This is a genomic window from Stenotrophomonas sp. YJH_SMC_48-3, from assembly GCF_059369375.1.
Genome location: NZ_JCAFSQ010000001.1, coordinates 239,624 through 258,608, shown reverse-complemented (window position 1 = coordinate 258,608; position 18,985 = coordinate 239,624). Strand labels below are relative to the sequence as shown.

Annotated in this window: 17 protein-coding genes and 1 pseudogene; 10 read left to right on the top strand and 8 right to left on the bottom strand. The window is 62.6% G+C overall.

What is annotated here, in order from left to right; genetic code table 11:
• Window positions 1-130: 130 nt before the first annotated feature.
• Window positions 131-985: a polyamine aminopropyltransferase gene (gene speE, locus AC5P65_RS01155; protein WP_111104454.1), complete on the top strand. Its 855-nt coding sequence runs from the start codon at window positions 131-133 to the stop codon at window positions 983-985.
• Between the two features lie 122 nt (window positions 986-1,107).
• On the opposite strand, the gene AC5P65_RS01150 is transcribed toward speE, so the two are convergent.
• Window positions 1,108-2,013 carry an aspartyl/asparaginyl beta-hydroxylase domain-containing protein gene (locus tag AC5P65_RS01150; protein ID WP_032954620.1) on the bottom strand — a complete coding sequence of 302 codons (906 nt, stop codon included), beginning with the start codon at window positions 2,011-2,013 and terminating at the stop codon, window positions 1,108-1,110.
• Window positions 2,014-2,448: 435 nt separating this feature from the next.
• Between AC5P65_RS01150 and AC5P65_RS01145 the strand changes: the two genes are divergently transcribed.
• The 3 genes from AC5P65_RS01145 (at window position 2,449) to AC5P65_RS01135 (ending at window position 4,777) form a co-directional block, all read left to right on the top strand.
• Window positions 2,449-3,108, top strand: coding sequence for an RIO1 family regulatory kinase/ATPase domain-containing protein (locus tag AC5P65_RS01145; protein WP_021201933.1), 660 nt, complete (start codon window positions 2,449-2,451; stop codon window positions 3,106-3,108).
• 117 nt (window positions 3,109-3,225) lie between these two features.
• Entirely contained in the window at window positions 3,226-3,873 is a 648-nt protein-coding gene (locus AC5P65_RS01140) for a hypothetical protein (protein WP_227844576.1), read from the top strand.
• A gap of 94 nt (window positions 3,874-3,967) precedes the next feature.
• Window positions 3,968-4,777 carry a S1 family peptidase gene (locus AC5P65_RS01135; protein WP_197576033.1) on the top strand — a complete coding sequence of 270 codons (810 nt, stop codon included), beginning with the start codon at window positions 3,968-3,970 and terminating at the stop codon, window positions 4,775-4,777.
• 216 nt (window positions 4,778-4,993) lie between these two features.
• On the opposite strand, the gene AC5P65_RS01130 is transcribed toward AC5P65_RS01135, so the two are convergent.
• Window positions 4,994-5,332 carry a P-II family nitrogen regulator gene (locus AC5P65_RS01130; protein ID WP_005411374.1) on the bottom strand — a complete coding sequence of 113 codons (339 nt, stop codon included), beginning with the start codon at window positions 5,330-5,332 and terminating at the stop codon, window positions 4,994-4,996.
• A 155-nt stretch (window positions 5,333-5,487) separates the two neighbouring features.
• On the opposite strand from AC5P65_RS01130, the gene ubiK (AC5P65_RS01125) reads away from it, so the two are divergent.
• Window positions 5,488-5,739 carry a ubiquinone biosynthesis accessory factor UbiK gene (ubiK, locus tag AC5P65_RS01125; RefSeq protein ID WP_111098666.1) on the top strand — a complete coding sequence of 84 codons (252 nt, stop codon included), beginning with the start codon at window positions 5,488-5,490 and terminating at the stop codon, window positions 5,737-5,739.
• A gap of 40 nt (window positions 5,740-5,779) precedes the next feature.
• Here the strand turns inward: ubiK (AC5P65_RS01125) and AC5P65_RS01120 are convergent, their stop codons facing one another.
• From AC5P65_RS01120 to AC5P65_RS01110, 3 genes are all read right to left on the bottom strand, one after another.
• Entirely contained in the window at window positions 5,780-6,139 is a 360-nt protein-coding gene (locus AC5P65_RS01120) for a hypothetical protein (RefSeq protein ID WP_146256808.1), read from the bottom strand.
• Window positions 6,140-6,213: 74 nt separating this feature from the next.
• Entirely contained in the window at window positions 6,214-9,963 is a 3,750-nt protein-coding gene (locus AC5P65_RS01115; protein WP_111098664.1) for an RHS repeat-associated core domain-containing protein, read from the bottom strand.
• On the bottom strand, window positions 9,963-12,371 hold the full coding sequence (locus AC5P65_RS01110) for an RHS repeat protein (RefSeq protein WP_180832751.1): 2,409 nt from the start codon (window positions 12,369-12,371) through the stop codon (window positions 9,963-9,965). Before AC5P65_RS01110 ends, AC5P65_RS01115 begins: the two co-directional genes overlap by 1 nt.
• Before the next feature lie 188 nt (window positions 12,372-12,559).
• Between AC5P65_RS01110 and ubiK (AC5P65_RS01105) the strand changes: the two genes are divergently transcribed.
• Window positions 12,560-12,811 carry a ubiquinone biosynthesis accessory factor UbiK gene (ubiK, locus tag AC5P65_RS01105; protein WP_111098662.1) on the top strand — a complete coding sequence of 84 codons (252 nt, stop codon included), beginning with the start codon at window positions 12,560-12,562 and terminating at the stop codon, window positions 12,809-12,811.
• A gap of 126 nt (window positions 12,812-12,937) precedes the next feature.
• The gene (gene arr / locus AC5P65_RS01100; RefSeq protein ID WP_111098661.1) at window positions 12,938-13,372 is read left to right on the top strand and encodes an NAD(+)--rifampin ADP-ribosyltransferase; all 435 of its coding nucleotides are present in this window, start codon (window positions 12,938-12,940) and stop codon (window positions 13,370-13,372) included.
• Between the two features lie 499 nt (window positions 13,373-13,871).
• On the opposite strand, the gene AC5P65_RS01095 is transcribed toward arr, so the two are convergent.
• The gene (locus AC5P65_RS01095) at window positions 13,872-14,423 is read right to left on the bottom strand and encodes a DUF8616 domain-containing protein (RefSeq protein ID WP_146256807.1); all 552 of its coding nucleotides are present in this window, start codon (window positions 14,421-14,423) and stop codon (window positions 13,872-13,874) included.
• A gap of 86 nt (window positions 14,424-14,509) precedes the next feature.
• Here AC5P65_RS01095 and AC5P65_RS01090 point away from each other — a divergent pair.
• Window positions 14,510-14,796: pseudogene (locus AC5P65_RS01090) on the top strand (cold-shock protein); the annotation flags it as partial.
• On the opposite strand, the gene AC5P65_RS01085 reads toward AC5P65_RS01090, so the two are convergent.
• Window positions 14,770-15,774 carry an Abi family protein gene (locus AC5P65_RS01085; RefSeq protein ID WP_111098674.1) on the bottom strand — a complete coding sequence of 335 codons (1,005 nt, stop codon included), beginning with the start codon at window positions 15,772-15,774 and terminating at the stop codon, window positions 14,770-14,772. The pseudogene AC5P65_RS01090 and the gene AC5P65_RS01085 overlap by 27 nt on opposite strands.
• A 346-nt stretch (window positions 15,775-16,120) precedes the next feature.
• Here AC5P65_RS01085 and AC5P65_RS01080 point away from each other — a divergent pair, with 346 nt between their 5' ends.
• Both AC5P65_RS01080 and AC5P65_RS01075 read left to right on the top strand, forming a co-directional pair.
• Window positions 16,121-17,620 carry a YifB family Mg chelatase-like AAA ATPase gene (locus AC5P65_RS01080; protein WP_111098660.1) on the top strand — a complete coding sequence of 500 codons (1,500 nt, stop codon included), beginning with the start codon at window positions 16,121-16,123 and terminating at the stop codon, window positions 17,618-17,620.
• Window positions 17,621-17,783: 163 nt separating this feature from the next.
• Complete coding sequence (locus AC5P65_RS01075) at window positions 17,784-18,449, top strand: Abi family protein (protein WP_076739462.1); 666 nt, start codon at window positions 17,784-17,786, stop codon at window positions 18,447-18,449.
• A gap of 70 nt (window positions 18,450-18,519) precedes the next feature.
• Here the strand turns inward: AC5P65_RS01075 and AC5P65_RS01070 are convergent, their stop codons facing one another.
• Entirely contained in the window at window positions 18,520-18,906 is a 387-nt protein-coding gene (locus tag AC5P65_RS01070; RefSeq protein ID WP_111098658.1) for a hypothetical protein, read from the bottom strand.
• Window positions 18,907-18,985 lie beyond the last annotated feature (79 nt).

Genomic DNA, 18,985 nt, shown 5'->3' with positions numbered 1-18,985 from the left:
CGTTATCATGCGCGCCCGCGCCCGTGACAGGTTCCAACCTGAACGGGCCGATCCGTCCGGATGTGGCATCTGTGCCACGCGGCCCCGCCCGCCAGCCCGGCTCCACCCCTCCGAACAGGACTGTTTTCCAATGACTGACAGCAACAACTGGTACATCGAACACTTCGAGCGCACCGGCTCGGCCATCGGCTACCGCATCACCGGCAAGCTGGACGAGGTCCAGTCGCCGTTCCAGAAGATCGAGATCTTCCAGACCACCGACTGGGGCAACCTGATGACCATCGACGGGGCCATCATGCTGACCAGCAAGGACAACTTCTTCTACCACGAGATGATCAGCCACCCGGTGCTGTTCACCCACGCCGCGCCCAAGCGCGTGGTGATCATCGGTGGCGGCGACTGCGGCACCCTGCGCGAAGTGCTCAAGCACACCGGCGTGGAGAGCGTGACCCAGTGCGATATCGACGAGCAGGTCACGGTGATGGCGCGCAAGCACTTCCCGGAACTGTGCGACTCCAACGACGACCCGCGCGCCGAGCTGCTGTTCGACGACGGCGTGGCCTACATGGCCAACTGCCCGGCGGGCAGCGTGGACGTGGTGATCGTCGATTCGACCGACCCGGTCGGCCCGGGCGAAGGCCTGTTCAACAAAGCCTTCTACGAGAGCTGCTTCAAGGCCCTGAAGGACGACGGCATTCTGGTGCAGCAGTCCGAGTCGCCGCTGATGCAGCTGGAGCTGATCAACGAAATGCGCACCGAGATGGGCAAGGCCGGCTTCGGTTCGTTCAAGACCCTGCCGTTCCCGCAGCCGTGCTACCCCACCGGCTGGTGGAGCGTGACCATGGCGCGCAAGGGCGACAGCAGCTTCGACTTCCGCCAGGCCGACTCGGCCGCCAAGACCTTCAACACCCTGTACTACACCGCCGCGCTGCACACCGGCGTGCTGGTGACCCCGCCGTTCGTGCAGGCGGCATTGAAGGGTTGATCCAAACAAAAACCCGCGCTGGCGACAGCGCGGGTTTTTGCTTTCTGTAGAGCCGAGCCATGCTCGGCTGCTCTTCGGACAGGTTGCGATAAATCAAGCCGAGCATAGGCTCGGCTCTACAGTCACAGCGCCCAGATACCCGCGATCACCGCCACCACCAGGCCCCACTTGATCAGCTGGTAGGCCACCACGCTGCGCTCGCGCAGCGCCTTGGCCTTCAGGCGCACCTTGTAGACGCTGCCGAATGCCTTGTTGACGCCACCGGTCGGGTCACCCGGCAGGTTCGGCGAGGCGCCGCCGGCCAGCAGCGTGGCCGCCACCGCGCGGTTGAACAGCCCCGGCAGGCCGAAGCGCAGCGGGCGGGCGATGTCGCAGAACAGGATCACGCGGTCCTGCTGCGTCTCGTTGTGTGCATGGTGGATGTAGGTCTCGTCGAACATCATCCACTCGCCGTCGCGCCAGCTCTTCTTGATGCCGTCCACCTCGATGTAGCAGGCATCGTCGTTAGGCGTGCTCAGGCCCAGGTGCAGGCGCAGCGAGCCGGCGAACGGGTCGCGGTGCGGGCGCAGCTCGCTGCCCGGCGGCAGCTGCGCGAACATCGCCGCACGCACATCCGGGATCGACTCGATCAGCGCCGTGGTCTTCGGGCACAGCGTCTTCGCCGACGGGTGAGACGGGCCGTACCACTTCAGGTAGAAGCGCTTCCAGCCTCGGCGGAAGAACGAATTGAAGCCGGCATCGTTGAACGTGCTGGAGGCGGCGATCTTCTGCGCGTCGCGCAGCGCCAGCGCCTCGTCGCGGATCATCTGCCAGTTCTGGCGCAGCGGCTCCAGCTGCGGGAACTCCTTGCCCGGGTCCAGGAACGGCGTGGTCGGCACCTTCGAGAACATGTACATGACCACGTTGATCGGGGCCATGAAACTGGAGTGGTCCAGCAGCTGGCGCGACCAGCGCGCGCGGACCTTGCCACGGAAGTGGATGTACAGCACGCAGGCCACGAACAGCGCTGCAATGACGATTTTGATGATCAAAGCACTTTCCTCCAGCCGCGGCCGGAACGGGAAACGGGGCGATGCACGGCCAGGCGGCCAGCACCGGTGGGGAACGCGGCAGGGGACGGGGACGTGCCGGAGGGGGCGGCCGCCGATGTCGCGGATTAACAGCTTATGGTCGGCAGGGCGTGCGCCGGGGTCAAGTTGCCCGTGCGCCGTGTTCATCCGGTTGCGAAGAAGGCGCAGCGCTGGGCGCGCAAGCTGTTGATGCTAAAGGCCAACTGGAATAAATGAGACAGAATTGTCCGATTCTGCGCGACGAACTGTTCCAGCCACGACCCCGACATTTCTCCGACAAATCGTGGAATAGCGAACTGGCGAGTACTAAAATTAACGAAAACTTAGTAACTCCCTGTAACACCGGTTCGCTTGACGCATTGCGCCACCCACCGGGTCGTCCGAGACCCCGACATGCATTTTCCTGCCCTGCCATCCTCCTCCTGCGGCGATGACGCCGCCTCCCCGCTGCTGCTCAAGCGCGGCGAGCGTTTCCTGGCCCCGGATGTCTACCGCACCTGCCTGGACGGGCGCGAGGCGGTCATCAAGGACTATTCCCGCTACCGCGGCACCCCCGTTTCGCTGATCGCGCGGCTGATGGTGCGCCGTGAAGCACGCATGCTGCAGCGCCTCGGCGGCTGGAAGCATGCCCCCGCACTGCTCGGCACCCTGGGCGGCCTGGCGCTGGGCATGGAGTTCATCCCGGGCCAGACGCTCAGCACCGCGCAGGCGGTGGGCAATGAAGTGTTCGAGCAGCTGCAGCACGCGCTCAGCCGTTTGCACGCCGCCGGCATCACCCACAACGACCTGCATGGCACCAACGTGGTGGTCAGCGGCGGCGTGCCGGTGCTGCTGGACTTCACCTCGGCCTGGCGCGCCCCGCGCTGGCTGCGCCGCAACCCGCTGAGCCGGCAGATGCGCCGCAGCGACATGAAGAACCTGCTGAAGATCCGCCAGCGCGTGACCGGCCAGGCGCCGAGTGCCGCGCAGGCCGCGCTGGTCGCCGACCCGGGCTGGGTGGCTGCAGTGCGGCAGGGCTGGAAGCGGTTCTACAAGTGGGCGAAGCGGCGGTAAGCGCTGTTCGCCCTGCATTGCTTGCGCGACTGCGGTTTGCCCCTGCATTTGCCCCGGGCCACACGCCCGATGTGCTCTGCGATACTCGTCGGCACGCCACTCGCAAGGATGCTGGGGATGCCGACACCTGAACACACCCGCCTGCTGACTGCAGCCGCAAGATCCATACTGCGCCCCTTGGGCTGCGTGCAGAAAGGCCGTTCGCGCACCTGGCTTGACGACCAGGGCTGGTGGGTCGGGGTGGTCGAGTTCCAGCCTTCGGCATGGGACAGGGGCAGCTATCTCAATGTCGGCGCCTGCTGGCTCTGGGAAGAAAAGGACTACCTGTCCTTCGACGTGGGCGGCCGCGTTGCCGGATTCCAACCCTTCACCGAGACCGCCGAGTTTGCCTCGGCCGCACAGACACTGGCCGAGCAGGCCGCAGCCGAGGTAATGGCCCTGCGTGACCGCTTTCCCACCCCGGGGCACGTGCGTACATTGATGAGTCATCACCCCAAACCGGGCATCCGCGAACACATCCATGCGGGCATCACTGCCGGGCTGGCGGGCGCTTACGACGAGGGTCGCAGGCACTTGGCACTGGCCGCTACGGAGACCCACCCAGCGCCATGGGTCGATGTGCTGAAGCAACGCTGTGCCGAACTCACGCCGCTGCTGCAACCTGATGGCGGCTTCGAGGCAGAGATCGGCGCCATCGTGACGCGCACCCGCCGCGCGCTCGGTCTGCCGGAGTGGCGGTCGTCACCCCTCATTCCGCCCGGTTGATCACACCGGGAGGGCACTTCGTCGCACACGGGTATTCGCGCCTCCCGATCCCGGCTAGGGTCATCGCCTTCCACGCACAGGACTGCACCGAACCATGCGCCGCTGGCTCCTTCTCGCCTGGGCTACCCTGCCCTTCTCCGCCGACGCCATTGTCATCCGCAGCGATGTGGATGACAGCGCCTACCGCGTACCGGCATCCGCGTTCCCGGCCTTGGCCGACCTGCCCGGGGAGGGCCACGGCGTCCTGATCGCGCCGCGCTGGGTGGTGACCGCCGCACACGCCGCGCCCATGGAAGGCATGGACACCGAGGTGCAGATTAGCGGTCGCCCGTACCGTGTCGAGCGCGTGTTCGTGCATCCCGGTTACCGGCGCATGCCCGAAGCGCTTGGCCAGGCAGCGCTGGCGTCAGGGAACCCAGGCCCCATCCACGCCTTCCTCGCCGCCTCCGATGACATCGCCCTGATTCAGCTGGCCGCACCGGTCAGCGACGTTGCGCCGGTTCGCCTCTATCGCGGGCAGGCCGAAGCGGGAAAGATCGCTACTCTGGTCGGCAAGGGGGCCACGGGCACCGGCATGACCGGGCTGGCGCCGGGTGGATCGCACCGCGGCGTACTGCGCCGCGCCGAAAACGCAGTGACAGGTGGCAATGGCCGCTATCTCTGGTATCGATTCGACGGGCCCGACGGCGGCCTGCCACTGGAGGGCGTGCTCGGCAGCGGTGACAGCGGCGGCCCATTGATGATCCACGGCGCTCATGGTTGGGAGCTGATCGGCCTGGGCTCGTGGATTACCGCAGTGCCGGAGCATGCGCTTGAAGCCGGCTACTACGGGCAGGTGGTGCACAACGTGCGCATCTCGCGCTATGCCGACTGGATCGACACCATGATACGCACCGCGCCGTAGAGTCGAGCCTGCTCGACTCAAGCAACCCGCCGGCCAAGCGACAGAGCCGTATAGCCTGGTGGCATTGAATGCCTGACGGGGTACAGCCGACTGCTAGTCGACTGCTCTTCCCGTCCGTGACCGAAATGCCCGCGCTGTGCGCGATAGTCGACTAACAGTCGACTCTACCCAGAAGTGTTCCCGGGACCAGTCGCGTTCGCGCATCCTGCGTTGCACTTACAACGCGTCCGCGTCCAGTTCACCGGTACGGATACGCACCACGCTGCCCAGGTCGTACACGAACACCTTGCCGTCACCGATCTTGCCGGTGCCGGCGGCCTTCACGATGGCCTCAACCACCGCCTCCACCTGGTCATCGGTCACCGCCACTTCCAGCTTCACCTTCGGCAGGAAATCGACCACATACTCCGCGCCGCGGTACAGCTCGGTATGGCCCTTCTGGCGACCAAAGCCCTTCACTTCCGTCACCGTGATCCCGGTAACCCCACGCTCGGCCAGCGCTTCGCGCACGTCGTCGAGCTTGAACGGCTTGATCACCGCCATGACCATCTTCATCGTCTATCTCCTGTCTTCCGGCGTGGAGGATAGCGCCTGAACGTGGTCCGTGCGAAGCCGCTGCGGCCTGTCCGGGCAGTGGGTGCCAGCAGTATCCTTGTGCCCGAATGGCCTGCCCGCGCCGGATGCACGGGCCCACCCCCACGGAGCACCCCATGATCGACCTGAACCAAATCGATGACCTCGCCCGTCGCCTCAGCGACCTGGTGCCGCCGGGCCTGCGCGAATCGCGCGAGGAACTGCAGGCCACCTTCAAGAGCGCGCTGCAGGCCGGCCTGGCCAAGCTGGACCTGGTCACCCGCGAGGAGTTCGAAGTGCAGCGCGCCGTGCTGCTGAAGACCCGCCAGAAGCTGGATGCGCTGGAAACGGCCGTGCGCGAGCTGGAAGGGCGCTCGACATCAGATTGAGTTGACGCCACTTTCGCCAGACAGCGGGGCGAAAAGCAGACTACCGCTCATCGTCAAACGCGAAGTGCCTCACGTCCTCGAGATCGAACACGGCACGGTCCTGCGTCAGCCGAATCCGCCCGGACACCTGCACGCTGGCAGAGATATTGCACAGGCCAGGACTGTTACGCTCCAGGCATATACGCTTCTGTTCGGCGTAAAAACGTGCGACCGAACTGGCGGCCCCATGCTTGCCGATATCGAGGATTCGTGCGCCATCGCTGCAGCGGGAGTTGCGCAGAACCTCTTCGTGGCGATTATCCGTTACATATCGAGCTGACAACACGACCTCGTCCCGATCATATTCGCCGGGATTCTTAGCGATGGCACACAGCACTTCATCATGAGGATCGTCGTTCATGGTTGTCGCCCCCCCACTGGCACATGCAGATAGCAGCAGGCTCAGCATGGGCACTAATGACGCTGATTTCATAGTCATTTGTCCTTCTCGGTCTTGGGCTGACGCGCTTCCCAGTTTGCAACAGAACCCTCCACCCCCTTGGCCTGTTCACTCTTGCTGATGTTGATCCCAAGGCCTTTGGCAACAACCGCCTCCGTGCCGTAAGCACTCCGCTCTGTGGCACGAACCTCATCACTGGTGGCCGCGGGGCGTCCACGCTCCGCCGTATCAATATCGTGCTGATCTTCATGGGCTATCACCTGCGCGCCCGTCTTCGGGCTGTCGACCTTGCTGAGATCGACAGTGACTGTCCCCTTCTGATTGGTATTGGCGATTGTCTTGCCGTCCAGCTCACCGGACACATAATGCGGTCCAGCGGAACCTTCGGTTCCTATGCTGCGCAGTATCTTGTCGACGATGCGCTGCTCCCGGCGATCCGTGAGGTTAGCCCGTGACTCCCTGAGTTGTCCAACATAAGCCTTGATAGGCGCGCACATCGCGGCTTCACAGGTGTAACGGCCATCAGGATCAACGAATCGATAAGGATTACTGCTCGCATACCAGTATCGATTGAATGCATTCGTAGGACTGGCATGAGCCGTAACTGGATCGACAGAGAGGAAGCGTCCGACGACCGGATCATAGTAGCGCTGCTGCATGTACGAGATGCCATTCTGGCTGTCACTTACATGGCCTGAAAATCCGACTTCGTCTCTCAGCCCACGATTCAACAACTCGCCGTAGGGATCATAAAAACTCCGTTCAATCACACCTCCGGAGGCATCGGTGGCTGCAATGGGTGAACCCAGAACATCTGCGTGCGCATATTTCGGGTGAACTACCCCGTCAGCCCCAGCCTCCAGGGTTGCAACCAGCATCGACCCCATATAGACGTACTCCCGAACCTTCCCATCACGTTCACTCTGCTGCCTGCGGAGCTTTCCCTCACTGTCGTACATGGAAAGAATCGAGCCACTGCCCTGCAACCACGCCAGAACGCGACGCCCATGGCCGTCATAGCGATAATTCTCTGGTCCTGGCGCAGAGCGCAGCCGATTTCCGAAGTCGAATACGAATGGCTGGCCATTGCGCATCGAAAGGTTCCCTTGCACGTCGTACGCCAAACCCGTCGTCGTCGCGCCGTCGCTTGACATGATGTTGGTCAACCGATTACGTGCATCGTACGCATAGGTATGATCTTTGCGTCCAGACAACTTGGCGCTCAGCGTGTTGTCGAGAACGTCATACGCGTAGCGAATCACTCCATCCCCACCGAAGGCAGCCGACGTAGCTTGCGTCAGACGTCCGATGCCGTCGTAGATCATCTGCCGGTCACGGCCTGCATCCATTGAATCGAGGATGGCGCTGACATTTCCGCTGGCGTCGTATGCATAGGTCAGGTCAACCACGCTGGGTGACGCAGTGATCCGGGAAGGCAGGTTCCGTACATTCAACTCCTGCACGAACTGAACGCCGTTACCGTAAGCAAATCGCCGTGGGCTTCCGTTGGAATGGTACTCAGCGCCACTCACATAGCTACCGACGCGACTCGGCTGGCCCAGGGCATTCGGATCCAGAGCAATGAACATGCCGCTCGGGTACTGGATACCCGATCGCGAGGCGTTGGCGTCGTAGGAGTAGCCCAGCCCCCACGTGAACCAACCGGGCTGTGACGTGGATTCGCCCGTCATCAGCCTCCGCTTGTTGTAGCTGTAGGCATTGGTCGTCTGGCTCGCTCCACCATCGTTGAGCGTGACTATCTGTGTTGGAAGCCCATCTGCGGCGTAGAACCAAGTCTGGTTTCCGTTTCCATCGGGGAACGTCAGCGTCGAAATCCTGTTGCGCGCATCGTACGCCCGGTCAATACGTCGCCCGGATCCTTGGGCCGCCGCCAGATCACAGTTGGCGGCATCCGGAAGGTTCAAACCACTGGCAGTCCAGAGAGTGTTGCCAGCGCCATCCTGGGCGATGACAGTAGCCCCAGACTCTGGCTCTATGGTCTTGCACAATTCCCCGCCAGCGCCGTACACAAGCGTGCGTTGCAAGCGCACGCTGCCGTCTGCATTGCGACGTACGATCGCCGCCGGCCGCCCATAGCGATCCCGGGGAATATCGGTAAATCCCCCTTCGGGCGCGCTGATGGAAATTGCATCAGACTGCGCCGGTGTACCGAACGCAAGGTACTGCACCCGGGTGGTATAGCCTCGCGGATCCACCGTGGTGCGTCGATTGCCCGCCTCGTAGTTGATGACGCTGGTTGCCACTCCGGACTCGGTATCCTGGGAAACCGATGTGGGGCGTCCCAGTGCATCGTACTCGGTCCAGGTACCCTTCAGAGGCGGAAGCGTTACGCGGGTATTGGTATTGGCTGTGGCATCTCCAAATCGGCCCACACCTTCCTGATTCATCCGCCACTGCAACGGGTATTGCCCGGCTGCGGAAGGTGCGGTGATCGTGAATAGAAATTCAACGATGCCATTGGGGGGCACATCATGCGGCAGGGGAATGCGTGCGGCGCTCCACACGGTGTTGTCGGCAGGATTCTCGGTTGCCAGTGCGTAGCCCGCTCCGTTGCTCCACGTCGTCTCGCCTGTGTTGCGGAAGCGCAGCCGCATCTGCATCGAGCTACCCGTCTCCATACTGATCGGGAAGCCGCCGCCCTCCTCGGTTCGCGCGTTGTTCACAGGCGCGGTTACGTTGACCGCCACATTCGGCGTGGCGGGCCCGAACCAGCCCTTTCCATCAGCCCACATCTGCCGCTGAAAGTTGTAGACACCTGGACTTGTCGGTGCTTGCATCGGCACTGGAATATCAACTGTCTCCCCAGGCGCCACCGCACGAGGGAGCGCAATGCGCGCACTGCCCCAAAGTGTTGAATCGGTGGGATTCTGGGCGCCTAGCCAATGGCTGCCAGGTTGCCACGTGGTGTCTCCAGTGTTCTTCATCCTTACTACGGCGGATTGGCTTCCCGCTGTCTTCATTTCACTGGCTACGGACTGACTGTGGTACTCAGCGCCGTTGACCGGTTGCCATATGAAGAAGCCGATCTGGCCTGTAGCAAGCCCAAACCAGTTCCCATTCCTGTGCATCTGGAATGACACGCCATACCAGCCTCCATTGGCCGCGCCCGTGTTGGGAACCAGAGTGATGTTGAAGGTCGCGATTGCCCCCGGCGGCACCGGCCCTGGGACGGGTAGGCTGGATGATTGCCAGTACGCCGGATTGTTGTTAGGCATGCTGAGTGCATATCCGCCTTCCGGCGTCCATGTGGTTTCCCCGGTATTCCTCATCGTGACCGTCGCCACGAACGGCTGGCCGGCCACCACACGATTGGTTGACAGCGAGGCAGACACCAACTCGCCTGAATTGACGGGCTCTGGTGGTGCATTGACAGTGATGACCACTGGTCCGCTCTGCAGCGACCGGACGATCTCCTCTCCGTTGAGGTTGCGGATACCCTGCGCCGTCAGCATGTACTGATACGTTCCTGGAGGCAGACCATGCACCGTGTAAGCGCCATACGCGAAATTGGTAACCAGCGCGCCGTTCTGCGTCAGCCGGACATTGTCGATGTACTCCGACTTTGGGCCCCCATTGGTACTTCCGAACTCAACCGTCATGGTCACAGTTGCTGGAGCTGTGTAGACGGTCTGCGCAGGGCCAGTCAGTCTGACCCACGCCTGGGCGTGCACTGCTGGACTAAGCGCAAGCGCCATGATCATCAGCAGCAATGCGCTGAGCCAGCGCGACTGAACGCCACATTCCATCATTGTCGGAACTCGCATCAGGGCCCCTCCACGCGATAGCGACCGGGATAGGACTGGAAGATCGTCCTGCCGGCGTGGTCATAGGATGTGATGACCTGCCGCAACGTTGAACTGCGGGTGGCCGCGTCGTATTCCTCGGTGAGTACCGGGCGCATCAACGCGTCATGCCAAGTGATACGCCGGGCATTTCCGGTTGATTCCGTGCGACGCCAGTGTCCCGCTGCCAACCCTCGTTCAGACCCGGTCGTCCGCTGATAGCTGATGATCGAATCATTCCACGCCACGCTATCGCCGCCGGGATACTGGATGAGCGCCAAGCGGCCGGCCGCGTCGTAGCCGTAGCTAGTGGTCGCCGCGGTTTCGTCGGTTCTGCTCAACAGCCAGCCGTTGTCGTCCACCGTGGCGGAGATGCTGGTGCCATCGGCGTACAGGATGCGCCGAGGCGTGCCCCGCTTGTAATCCTGCAGTTGTGTTGTGTTGCCGTTGCCATCAACCACCTGCGTGAGGTTCCCCAGTGAGTCATAGGCCCGCGTTTGCTTCAGCTTGCCGAACACCCATATGGAATGCGGGAGGGACTGTGCATTGAACTCCGTGCGATTTCGCTCGACACCAGTGTCGGCATCTTCCACGCGTTCTTTCTGGCCTAAGGTCCAGCTGGCGAGATTGTCATGGAATACAACCCTGTCCTTGGCCACGGCCAGGTCGCTTCCACTGTAGGTCTGGACCGGCCTCGCAAAGAGGTCGAATCGGTCCACCCGCTCGGTATACGCCGTGGCCTCACGCGTGGTGACGACCTGCTTCTGCGGCTCGATGAGTCCTTCGGTTGGGGTCATGATGCTCAGCGATTGCCCCACAAGAGGAATGAACTGACCAGCAGCCTCTTCCTTGCTCAGATACTGGTATTTCACGCCTTGAAGCGTCACACCTGCAGCATTGGCGGTTCGGGTCTCCAGCACCTTGCCTTCATCGACACGCGGCCGCACGCCGAACAGATAGCTGGTGACGCTTCCGTCAGGCTCGGTCACCGTCGTCCATCGCCCCCCGGCTGAAAAGCCATCCTGGAAGCCGTAGGTGGTTGTCATTGATGGCAGGCCCGGCCCACTGATGGTCCGCTGCTGCAGGTTCCAGACACCGACATAGGGCGTCTGCTCAGGCGACGAGCACGGGCTGATGTCGGCAGCGCGGTAGAAGTAGCGATAGGCCAGTGAGTAGGTAGACACCGCACCCGCCGGATGACCCACCGCGTAGCTGTAGGGGCCGTAGACGGTTCCCATACGGGGATCGCACTCGGAGCCCTCCTGTGTAGGTCCAAAATTGGGTGGGCGCAGGGTGCCGCTCACGGTGTAGGTCCACCGCGTGCCGTCGGGAAGCACGACGGCAGCCAGTCCACCATCAATACGTGAACCCAGTACGCCGGGTTCGCGGTACTGGTAGGTCCATGTTCGGCCGTTGGCCGAGGCACGTGTAATGCGGTCGCCGGAGTACTCAAGGGTGATGGCACGTCCGTCACTGCTGGTGATGGACGTCAGCTTGTCGCCGTTGTATCCGTAATTGACCCAGTTGCCGAAACGATCCTCCACGCGCGTCGCCATGAAAAAGACATGGGTTCGCGGCAGCGACCGGGTGGGTGCCAGCGGATTATCCCTGTAGTTCATACGGGTCATTTCGCGCGTCACGACCCAGTTGAGGTAGTACTTCGTCCCATCCGGCGTGACCGCCAGGAACGCCTCACCAGGCACTCCGTTCTGGGTCTGCGGCAAGCACCGGACGCGCACGTTGCCGGTTGTCACCCAAGGGTAGCTCTGCCCATCGGCGGGCATAGGGACATTGGCCGATGCCACCAGCAGCTGCGAGCCCCCGTCGCCCGGCAGGTTCAGACCGTAGCCGTTCCAGAACACGGTTTCCGGGTAATAGGAAATGCCGCCATCGCCGATGTAGGGCCGCTTCTGTTGTGAGCAGCGCTGGAAGCGGTTCGCATCGTTGTCAGGCCCGACCACCCATCCGCGGGCACTGAAGACGCCCTCAAGATGGGGCACATCAATATCCCAATCGTAGAAGCCTGCAAGGTCGCCCGGCTTACTATCCTGATACAGGTAGCGCTCACTGATGCTGCGCTTTCGACTCAGCGCCACAGGCGGCCCCGCGTTGCCCGGGATGGCGATGTCTGTGACCGAAAAGCTCAACTGCCCGTTGAACAGAGAAATGCTCTCGCCGAAGGCACCTGCATCAAGCTTCCCAAGCTGCTGGGCCTTGCCAATGCGATTGGCGTACTCGGACTCGGCCTCCACGAATTCCTGCGCCGAAGCCGATGTTGCAGCGAAGCACAGCAACACTGGAGCGAGCCGCCACCCATTGCATCCCATGATGTCCCCCTGGCGAGAATGAACAACCTGTTCATACAGCGCTGCCGATTCTGCACGGTCCAACGGCCTCACACTCGTAGGAAAAACCCGCATTGACCTGTAGGCCTTTTCCTAACGAGCCCGGCCAGCCACCGCGTTTGTGCTCGAAAAGTGCGACGGAATGGTCTGAGGAGGCCATCACAAGGTTTCGCGCATGGTTTAACTCGGCGGGCTGAAGATCGAACCGGCTGTTACCCCACGGCTCCCTCCCCATGATCGACCTGGACCAGATCGATGACCTCGCCCGTCGCCTCAGCGACCTGGTGCCGCCAGGCCTGCGCGAATCGCGCGAGGAACTGCAGGCCACCTTCAAGAGCCAACTGCAGGCCGGCCTGGCCAAGCTCGACCTGGTCACCCGCGAGGAGTTCGAAGTGCAGCGCGCCGTGCTGCTGAAGACCCGCCAGAAGCTGGACGCGCTGGAAACCGCCGTGCGCGAGCTGGAAGGGCGCGGCGCCGCAGAATGAAAAAAGGAGGCGCACCGCGCCTCCCGTTTACAGATTATTTCCCGGATGGGGCCTTGCAGCAAGGCCCACCGGGCGCCCTAGACTCGCCGGCCTGTCGATCCGGCAGGACACGCAGGGGCAGTGCCGATGGCGCAGGACACCGAATGGACACCCGTTTCGCATGACACCTGCGACCAGGTGGCTGGGCCGTTCTATCACGGCACCCGCGCTGACCTGGCGGTGGGCGAGTTGCTGAGCGCGGGCTTCCGCTCCAACTATCGCGACAGCGTGGTGATGAACCACATCTACTTCACCACCATTGCCAAGGGCGCCGGGCTGGCTGCGGAGATGGCCCGAGGTGAGGGGCGGCCGCGCGTGTATGTGGTGGAGCCGACCGGGCCGTTCGAGGACGACCCGAACGTGACCAACAAGAAGTTTCCCGGGAACCCGACGCGGTCGTATCGGAGTGCGCAGCCGTTGCGGGTGGTGGGGGAGATTGTGGAGTGGGAGCTCTACGGCGCGGAGTTCGTTCGGCAGTTGAAGGCGTTTGTTGCTTCGGGGAGTGGGGAGATCATCAACTGACACTGATAAGGAGGAAGATCAGCGCTTCCCTGCGGCCGCTATTTGCAGGGTGTGCTACCCGGTAGCTCGCCCTTCAGCCGTCGCATCGTGGAGTCGAGCGCTCCAAGGAACGACGCATCGTCGTCTGTCACAAGCGCGCGCGCCCGCACCAGCATCACCTCAGCCCGGCGGCAATTCTCCCTCCCCCCCAACGAAATGAGATGGGAAGCGAGGCGCTGCATCGCCGCAGGATCTCCTCTCGAAACCCCCTCCTCCATCCATTGCCTATAGAGGGCTGCATTGCCTATCTCGCGGTAGTGATTCTCCACCAACGCCTGAGCGTGCCCATCGCCAGAGCGGGCCCTGGCTTCCATCTGTGCTGCGGATTCGGGGCCGTAGCTTTCGCTTCTGCTCCCTGCGATCACATCGCCTGTGGCTTTCTCGGAAGAGGCTCCTCCGGAATTGCCACATGCCGAAAAAAGCAACATCAGCCAAGCTGGCAACGAAGCCTTAAGGCTTGTCATTTTGGTTTTCCGATGGTCTGAGTAAGAGGAAGCCTACTTCCAGTCTGTGATCCAGCAAATGTTATGGTCGTCGAGCCGTTTGCATTGAATCGAATCGTCTTGATGGCTGGGCCTGAACTTCCAGTACCGCCTGGAGTCAATCGATTCCAGACACCTGGCGCGCCCTTGCCGTCCTGCTGCATGTTAACACGCAGGGTAACAGGGCCACCTGAGTAGTTTGTGGGATACATGACAAAACCACTCGGCGCATAGACGGTGGAATCGTTCAGATCGGCCCATAGCTGGCCAATTGACTTGTTCAATCCTGTTGGGGCCACGCCTAAATGACACGCAGCCATGAATACGGTTTGCCCACGTTTCAAGCCGACGTCACTTCGAGCGCGATCAAGGGACTCCGACGATTTGAAGTCCGTGTAGCGCGTTGAGTTGCGCTGGTCCTGTACCAGATCTGGATTTGCGTGAGCGGTGAGCGTAAACATTGAGCGTGAATCTACCGCGTCTCCAGCCCTCCTTAATCCCGCCGGATCGTGGTCGCCGAACAGATTCATGCTGGAACGGCCATCAGGATCAATATATCTGTACGGATTGTTGTCGGCGTACCAGTAACGATTGAACGATCCCGCTGGCGTTCTATGGGGTGACGTCCTTCGAAATCCGCTGCAAGGGCGTTCTGGTGCTGGACGTGGAGAACGCGCCCTCGCGCGTGCTGATCCGCATGCCTGCCGATGCACGGTGGCGGGCGCCGGACATCGAGCGTCTGCGCATCAGCTTCGAGCGGTGGCTGGATCTGCATCAGAGCCAGGGGCGGTTGCTGGTGGAGAGAGTGCGGGGCCTTCGTGGGTTGAGGCGCGGTTTGGGCGCTTCAATGGGGCGATGCCTGATGAGCAGCGGTGTCTACCTGGGGCGCCGCACCGCGATTGACGAGAATCCCCCCGACCGGCCATCCATAACACGAAGGCACCGAAAGCTCTCTCGACAGCAAAGGCGACTCCTGGTCCCGCGCCACAGGCGGTGCCCCTGCCATCCTGCCGCAGCCCCGAGGCTCTTCACTCGAACTTCGTTCGTCAGGCCAGCCGCGAGATGGGCATCGACACGTTCACGCCAATCCTTGGAATCAGCGGTTGTCGCTTCCAGAAGTTTGCGAAGCAGGAGCAACAGAAAGAAGGAGCGGTTCGGCGCATACGGTGCCTCATGTTCAGACCATCCCGCCGACCGAGGACGAACCGCCGAAACGCCGAGCTCCTTGTTCCAAAGCCTGCTGTGGTGTGCAACGACGTTTCGCGCCACGCTGGTTACATGCAGCCAGTTCGCGAAGACGGGGGCTGCCAGGCCCATCTCACCCGCAACAGCTTTCTGCTCACGGGTACGAAGCGCTTTGTAGAGGCGGGAGAGCGACCCCAGCGACATGACTTCCGTTGCCATCCAAACCGGTACTTTGGGAAACGCCGGTGAGGTGTACTTGTCCCGGTAGTGCCAAATGAACGTCTCCCTGGAGCGCACCACTTCACTTTCGACGCCATCCAGCCAATCTGCATGCTCCTGTCCAGCGAAGGTCAGATTACTCGCTTCCAGATGGCCGAAGGCGCCGCTCGCATGCGCAAAGTGGTACGTGAGCACGGTCCGCGTTGCAACCTCGATATGGCCGACGGCCTCCATCACTAGGTCTCTAAGCGCTCTATCGAACTCATAGAGGCTTATCGCTTCTTCGAATGTCGCTTGATCGCGGAAACTGTCGCTACCGGGCATACGCTGTGTGTAGAGATAGCCCATAAGACGATAGTAGCCGACACGCTGCAGGTATCGATTGGCATTGGCGGTATCGCCAATGGCAAGCCCGCGCTGCTGGAGCAGATCCAACTGTTCCTGAATCGACAGGGGTGGTTTGCGGTAGTGAGTCATCCTGACTCCAATCAGCAGGCAAAAAAAACCCGCCAATTTGAGCATGTCGCGAACTAGCGCGTCAGAGGCTTGGCGGGTGTGTTGGGTGAATTTTAGCGTCTCCCGGGCGCAGATCCAGTGAGGTGAAAGGCCGGCCCGGGCGAGCGGCAACGGCCTATTCCCCGGCGTTGTTCCATGTCATACCGGTTGAGTTCCGACACTCGATCGCGAACACCGGCCGCTGCGAAGCGCGCAGGCGCACTCCAACGGTCTGCAGGAATCCCCCTAGCCGCTTCACCGGCAATTCCCGATAGTCCCTGCAGAGCACCTGCCGCACCATCAAGCGTCTTTCTGCAGGAATCCACACATGAGCCTGGCGCTGGTCCACAGCCGTGCCCGCGCCGGGGTCGATGCCCCACTGGTGCGGGTGGAAGTGCACCTCTCTGGCGGCCTGCCTGCCACCCAGATTGTCGGCCTGGCCGAGACCAGCGTCCGCGAATCACGCGAGCGCGTGCGTGCCGCCCTGCTCTGCGCGCGCTTCGACTTTCCGCAGCGACGCATCACTCTGAATCTCGCGCCCGCCGACCTGCCCAAGGAAGGTGGACGTTACGACCTGGCGATTGCGCTGGGCATTCTTGCCGCGAGTGGTCAAGTCGATCCGCAGTCACTGCTGCAGTACGAATTCCTGGGCGAGCTTGGCCTGACCGGTGAGCTGCGGCCAGTGGCGGGTGCACTGCCCGCCGCAATTGCCGCCGCCGAGGCTGGGCGCATTCTGGTGGTGCCTCCGGGGAATGCCGCAGAGGCTGCGTTGGCCGAGCACGCCGATGTGCGTGTAGCGCGTACGTTGCTGGAATGCTGCGCCGGGCTGGGCAATCCGCGCCTGTTGCCACCCGTGGAGCGCGTGGACTCGACACCGTTGCCACTGCCCGATCTGGCCGACGTGCGCGGGCAGGCGCATGCACGGCGCGCGTTGGAAGTGGCCGCAGCAGGTGGTCACCATCTGTTGTTGATCGGTAGCCCTGGCTGCGGCAAGACGCTGTTGGCCTCGCGCCTGCCCAGCCTGTTGCCGGATACCGAAGAGACTGAGGCGCTGCAGCTTGCCGCGATTGCGTCGGTGAGTGGCGAAGGGCTGGACCCAAGACGTTGGCGGCAGCGGCCCTTTAGAGCGCCCCATCACAGCGCGAGCGCGGCGGCGCTGGTGGGTGGGGGCAACCCGCCCTGCCCCGGTGAAATATCACTGGCCCACCATGGAGTCCTCTTCCTTGATGAGCTCCCAGAATGGAACCGCAGCGCGCTGGAAACCCTGCGCGAGCCACTGGAATCCGGCCACATCCGCATCGCCCGCGCGGCACGCAGCGTGCAGTATCCGGCGCGCTTTCAACTGGTGGCGGCGATGAATCCCTGCCCCTGTGGCTGGGCCGGCGACCGCAGCAACCGCTGCCTGTGCAGCGACGAACGCATCAACCGCTACCGTGCGCGCGTGTCCGGTCCGTTGCTGGACCGCATCGATCTGCATATCAGCGTGGCGCGTATGGACGCGGTGGAGCTGCGGGAGAGCACGCCACTGGGTGAGCCCAGTGCTGCGGTACGTGCACGGGTGGAAGCCGCCCATGCCCGGCAGCAGGCACGTGGCGGGCTCAATGCACGTCTTCCGCCGGCGGCGCTGCGGGCGTGCACGAAGCTGAGCGAGGCCGATCAGGATCTACTTGAGCAGGCGATTGAACGTCTGCAGCTTTCCGCACGGGCGATGCACCGGATTCTGCGCGTGGCGCGCACGATTGCGGATCTGGCGGGTTGCGAGGGTATCCAGACCGCGCATCTGGCTGAGGCGATTGGCTATCGGCAGTTGGATCGGGGAAATGCATGAGCCTGATTGCCGGGAGCCCTCGTCCGCACGGGAGCAGCAACAATCAAAAAAATACCCCGGCCGCGTGCCCAGAAGGACAGAGACGGTACCGGGGTGTACCTGACCACCGTACCCCACACGGCGGCACACTGCAATCGGCATCAGTGGAGGCGTCCAGGCAGCGATGAGCCATGACAGATTCGAAGAAGCCCTTTCCCTGGAGCGCTTTGGCCGCTACCTGGATTGGGCGGGGGGCGACCGTAGCCGAGCCATCGCCCTGTATGGATGCAATACCCACTTGTCTGAAAGCCTCTACGCACCACTGCAGACGTTGGAAGTGGCACTGCGAAACCGCATCCACACCGTTCTGACCCAGGCCAAGGGCGAGGCGTGGTACGGCCGAGGCGCTGGCGCCCTGAAGGTTGCTCATCAACTCGAGCAGGTCGCCAAAGCCGTCAACGAATTGGTCAGAGCGGGAAAGACGGTAACAGCAGGCGGTGTGGTCGCCAGTCTCACCTTCAGTTTCTGGACAACAATGTTCAACAAGGACTACGAGGCCCTTTGGCAGCAGATCCTTCACCGGATTGCGGACCCCAGTGCGCCCAGGGGACTGAAGAGGAGGAGCTTTTCGGGACCGCTGACTCGCATACGCGTGCTACGCAACCGCATCGCCCATCACGAACCGATCCTCGGCTGGAACCTACGCGGGCACCACGATGAGATTCTGACGCTGATCGAATGGCTATCGCCGCCCGCCGCGACATGGTGTCGTGAGAATAACCGCTTTCCTCAGGCATACCCGGAAGACGGAATCACCTTGGTATGTTCGCCCGAGTCGAATAGACGCTGACTGCGCGTGTCCTCCTGCGGCCGGGTGCGAAGAGCGGTCGACTAACAGTCGACCCCACCAAGGGCAGGCATCAGGCTGCCGAATGCAACCATCCCCGCTTCGCCAGCGACGCCACCCGACGGCTGACCAGCGCGTGCAGCTCCGCCAGTTCCGACGCCCGGCCAGCCGTCATGTTGTCGCCGAACAGCACCCGTGACAACGCCGCCTCGTCGCTGTCGTCCGGGTGCTGCCACCGGTCCCGGTACACCTTCTGGCACACCAGCCAGGCCTGCCGCAGCCCCCCACCGGGCAACGGACGGACCACGCGCTCGTAGACGTGCCAGAACTGGTACTCGGCCTGCAGGTCGATCACAGGCGTCACGGACGGCGCCTGCCGGGGCCGTCCCGGGCCCCGGATGTCGAACAACGGTGATCGCGGGTTGTACTGAGCCATGCCGACAGCATGACCCAGCAACATTGTGGGAACCTTGCGTCGCCGCCAGAAAATCCCTGTTGATTGCCCAAGGGGGGCCAGGTGGGTTTGGGGGGCCGCCAAG

Coding starts and splice junctions, on each gene's coding strand:
- AC5P65_RS01075 (WP_076739462.1), top strand. CDS start 17,784: ATGAGCCATGACAGATTCGAAGAAGCCCTTTCCCTGGAGCGCTTTGGC.
- ubiK (WP_111098662.1), top strand. CDS start 12,560: ATGATCGACCTGGACCAGATCGATGACCTCGCCCGTCGCCTCAGCGAC.
- AC5P65_RS01140 (WP_227844576.1), top strand. CDS start 3,226: ATGCCGACACCTGAACACACCCGCCTGCTGACTGCAGCCGCAAGATCC.
- AC5P65_RS01130 (WP_005411374.1), bottom strand. CDS start 5,332: ATGAAGATGGTCATGGCGGTGATCAAGCCGTTCAAGCTCGACGACGTG.
- AC5P65_RS01080 (WP_111098660.1), top strand. CDS start 16,121: ATGAGCCTGGCGCTGGTCCACAGCCGTGCCCGCGCCGGGGTCGATGCC.
- speE (WP_111104454.1), top strand. CDS start 131: ATGACTGACAGCAACAACTGGTACATCGAACACTTCGAGCGCACCGGC.
- AC5P65_RS01115 (WP_111098664.1), bottom strand. CDS start 9,963: ATGCGAGTTCCGACAATGATGGAATGTGGCGTTCAGTCGCGCTGGCTC.
- arr (WP_111098661.1), top strand. CDS start 12,938: ATGGCGCAGGACACCGAATGGACACCCGTTTCGCATGACACCTGCGAC.
- AC5P65_RS01095 (WP_146256807.1), bottom strand. CDS start 14,423: ATGAATCTGTTCGGCGACCACGATCCGGCGGGATTAAGGAGGGCTGGA.
- AC5P65_RS01145 (WP_021201933.1), top strand. CDS start 2,449: ATGCATTTTCCTGCCCTGCCATCCTCCTCCTGCGGCGATGACGCCGCC.
- AC5P65_RS01135 (WP_197576033.1), top strand. CDS start 3,968: ATGCGCCGCTGGCTCCTTCTCGCCTGGGCTACCCTGCCCTTCTCCGCC.
- ubiK (WP_111098666.1), top strand. CDS start 5,488: ATGATCGACCTGAACCAAATCGATGACCTCGCCCGTCGCCTCAGCGAC.
- AC5P65_RS01120 (WP_146256808.1), bottom strand. CDS start 6,139: ATGAACGACGATCCTCATGATGAAGTGCTGTGTGCCATCGCTAAGAAT.
- AC5P65_RS01070 (WP_111098658.1), bottom strand. CDS start 18,906: ATGTTGCTGGGTCATGCTGTCGGCATGGCTCAGTACAACCCGCGATCA.
- AC5P65_RS01085 (WP_111098674.1), bottom strand. CDS start 15,774: ATGACTCACTACCGCAAACCACCCCTGTCGATTCAGGAACAGTTGGAT.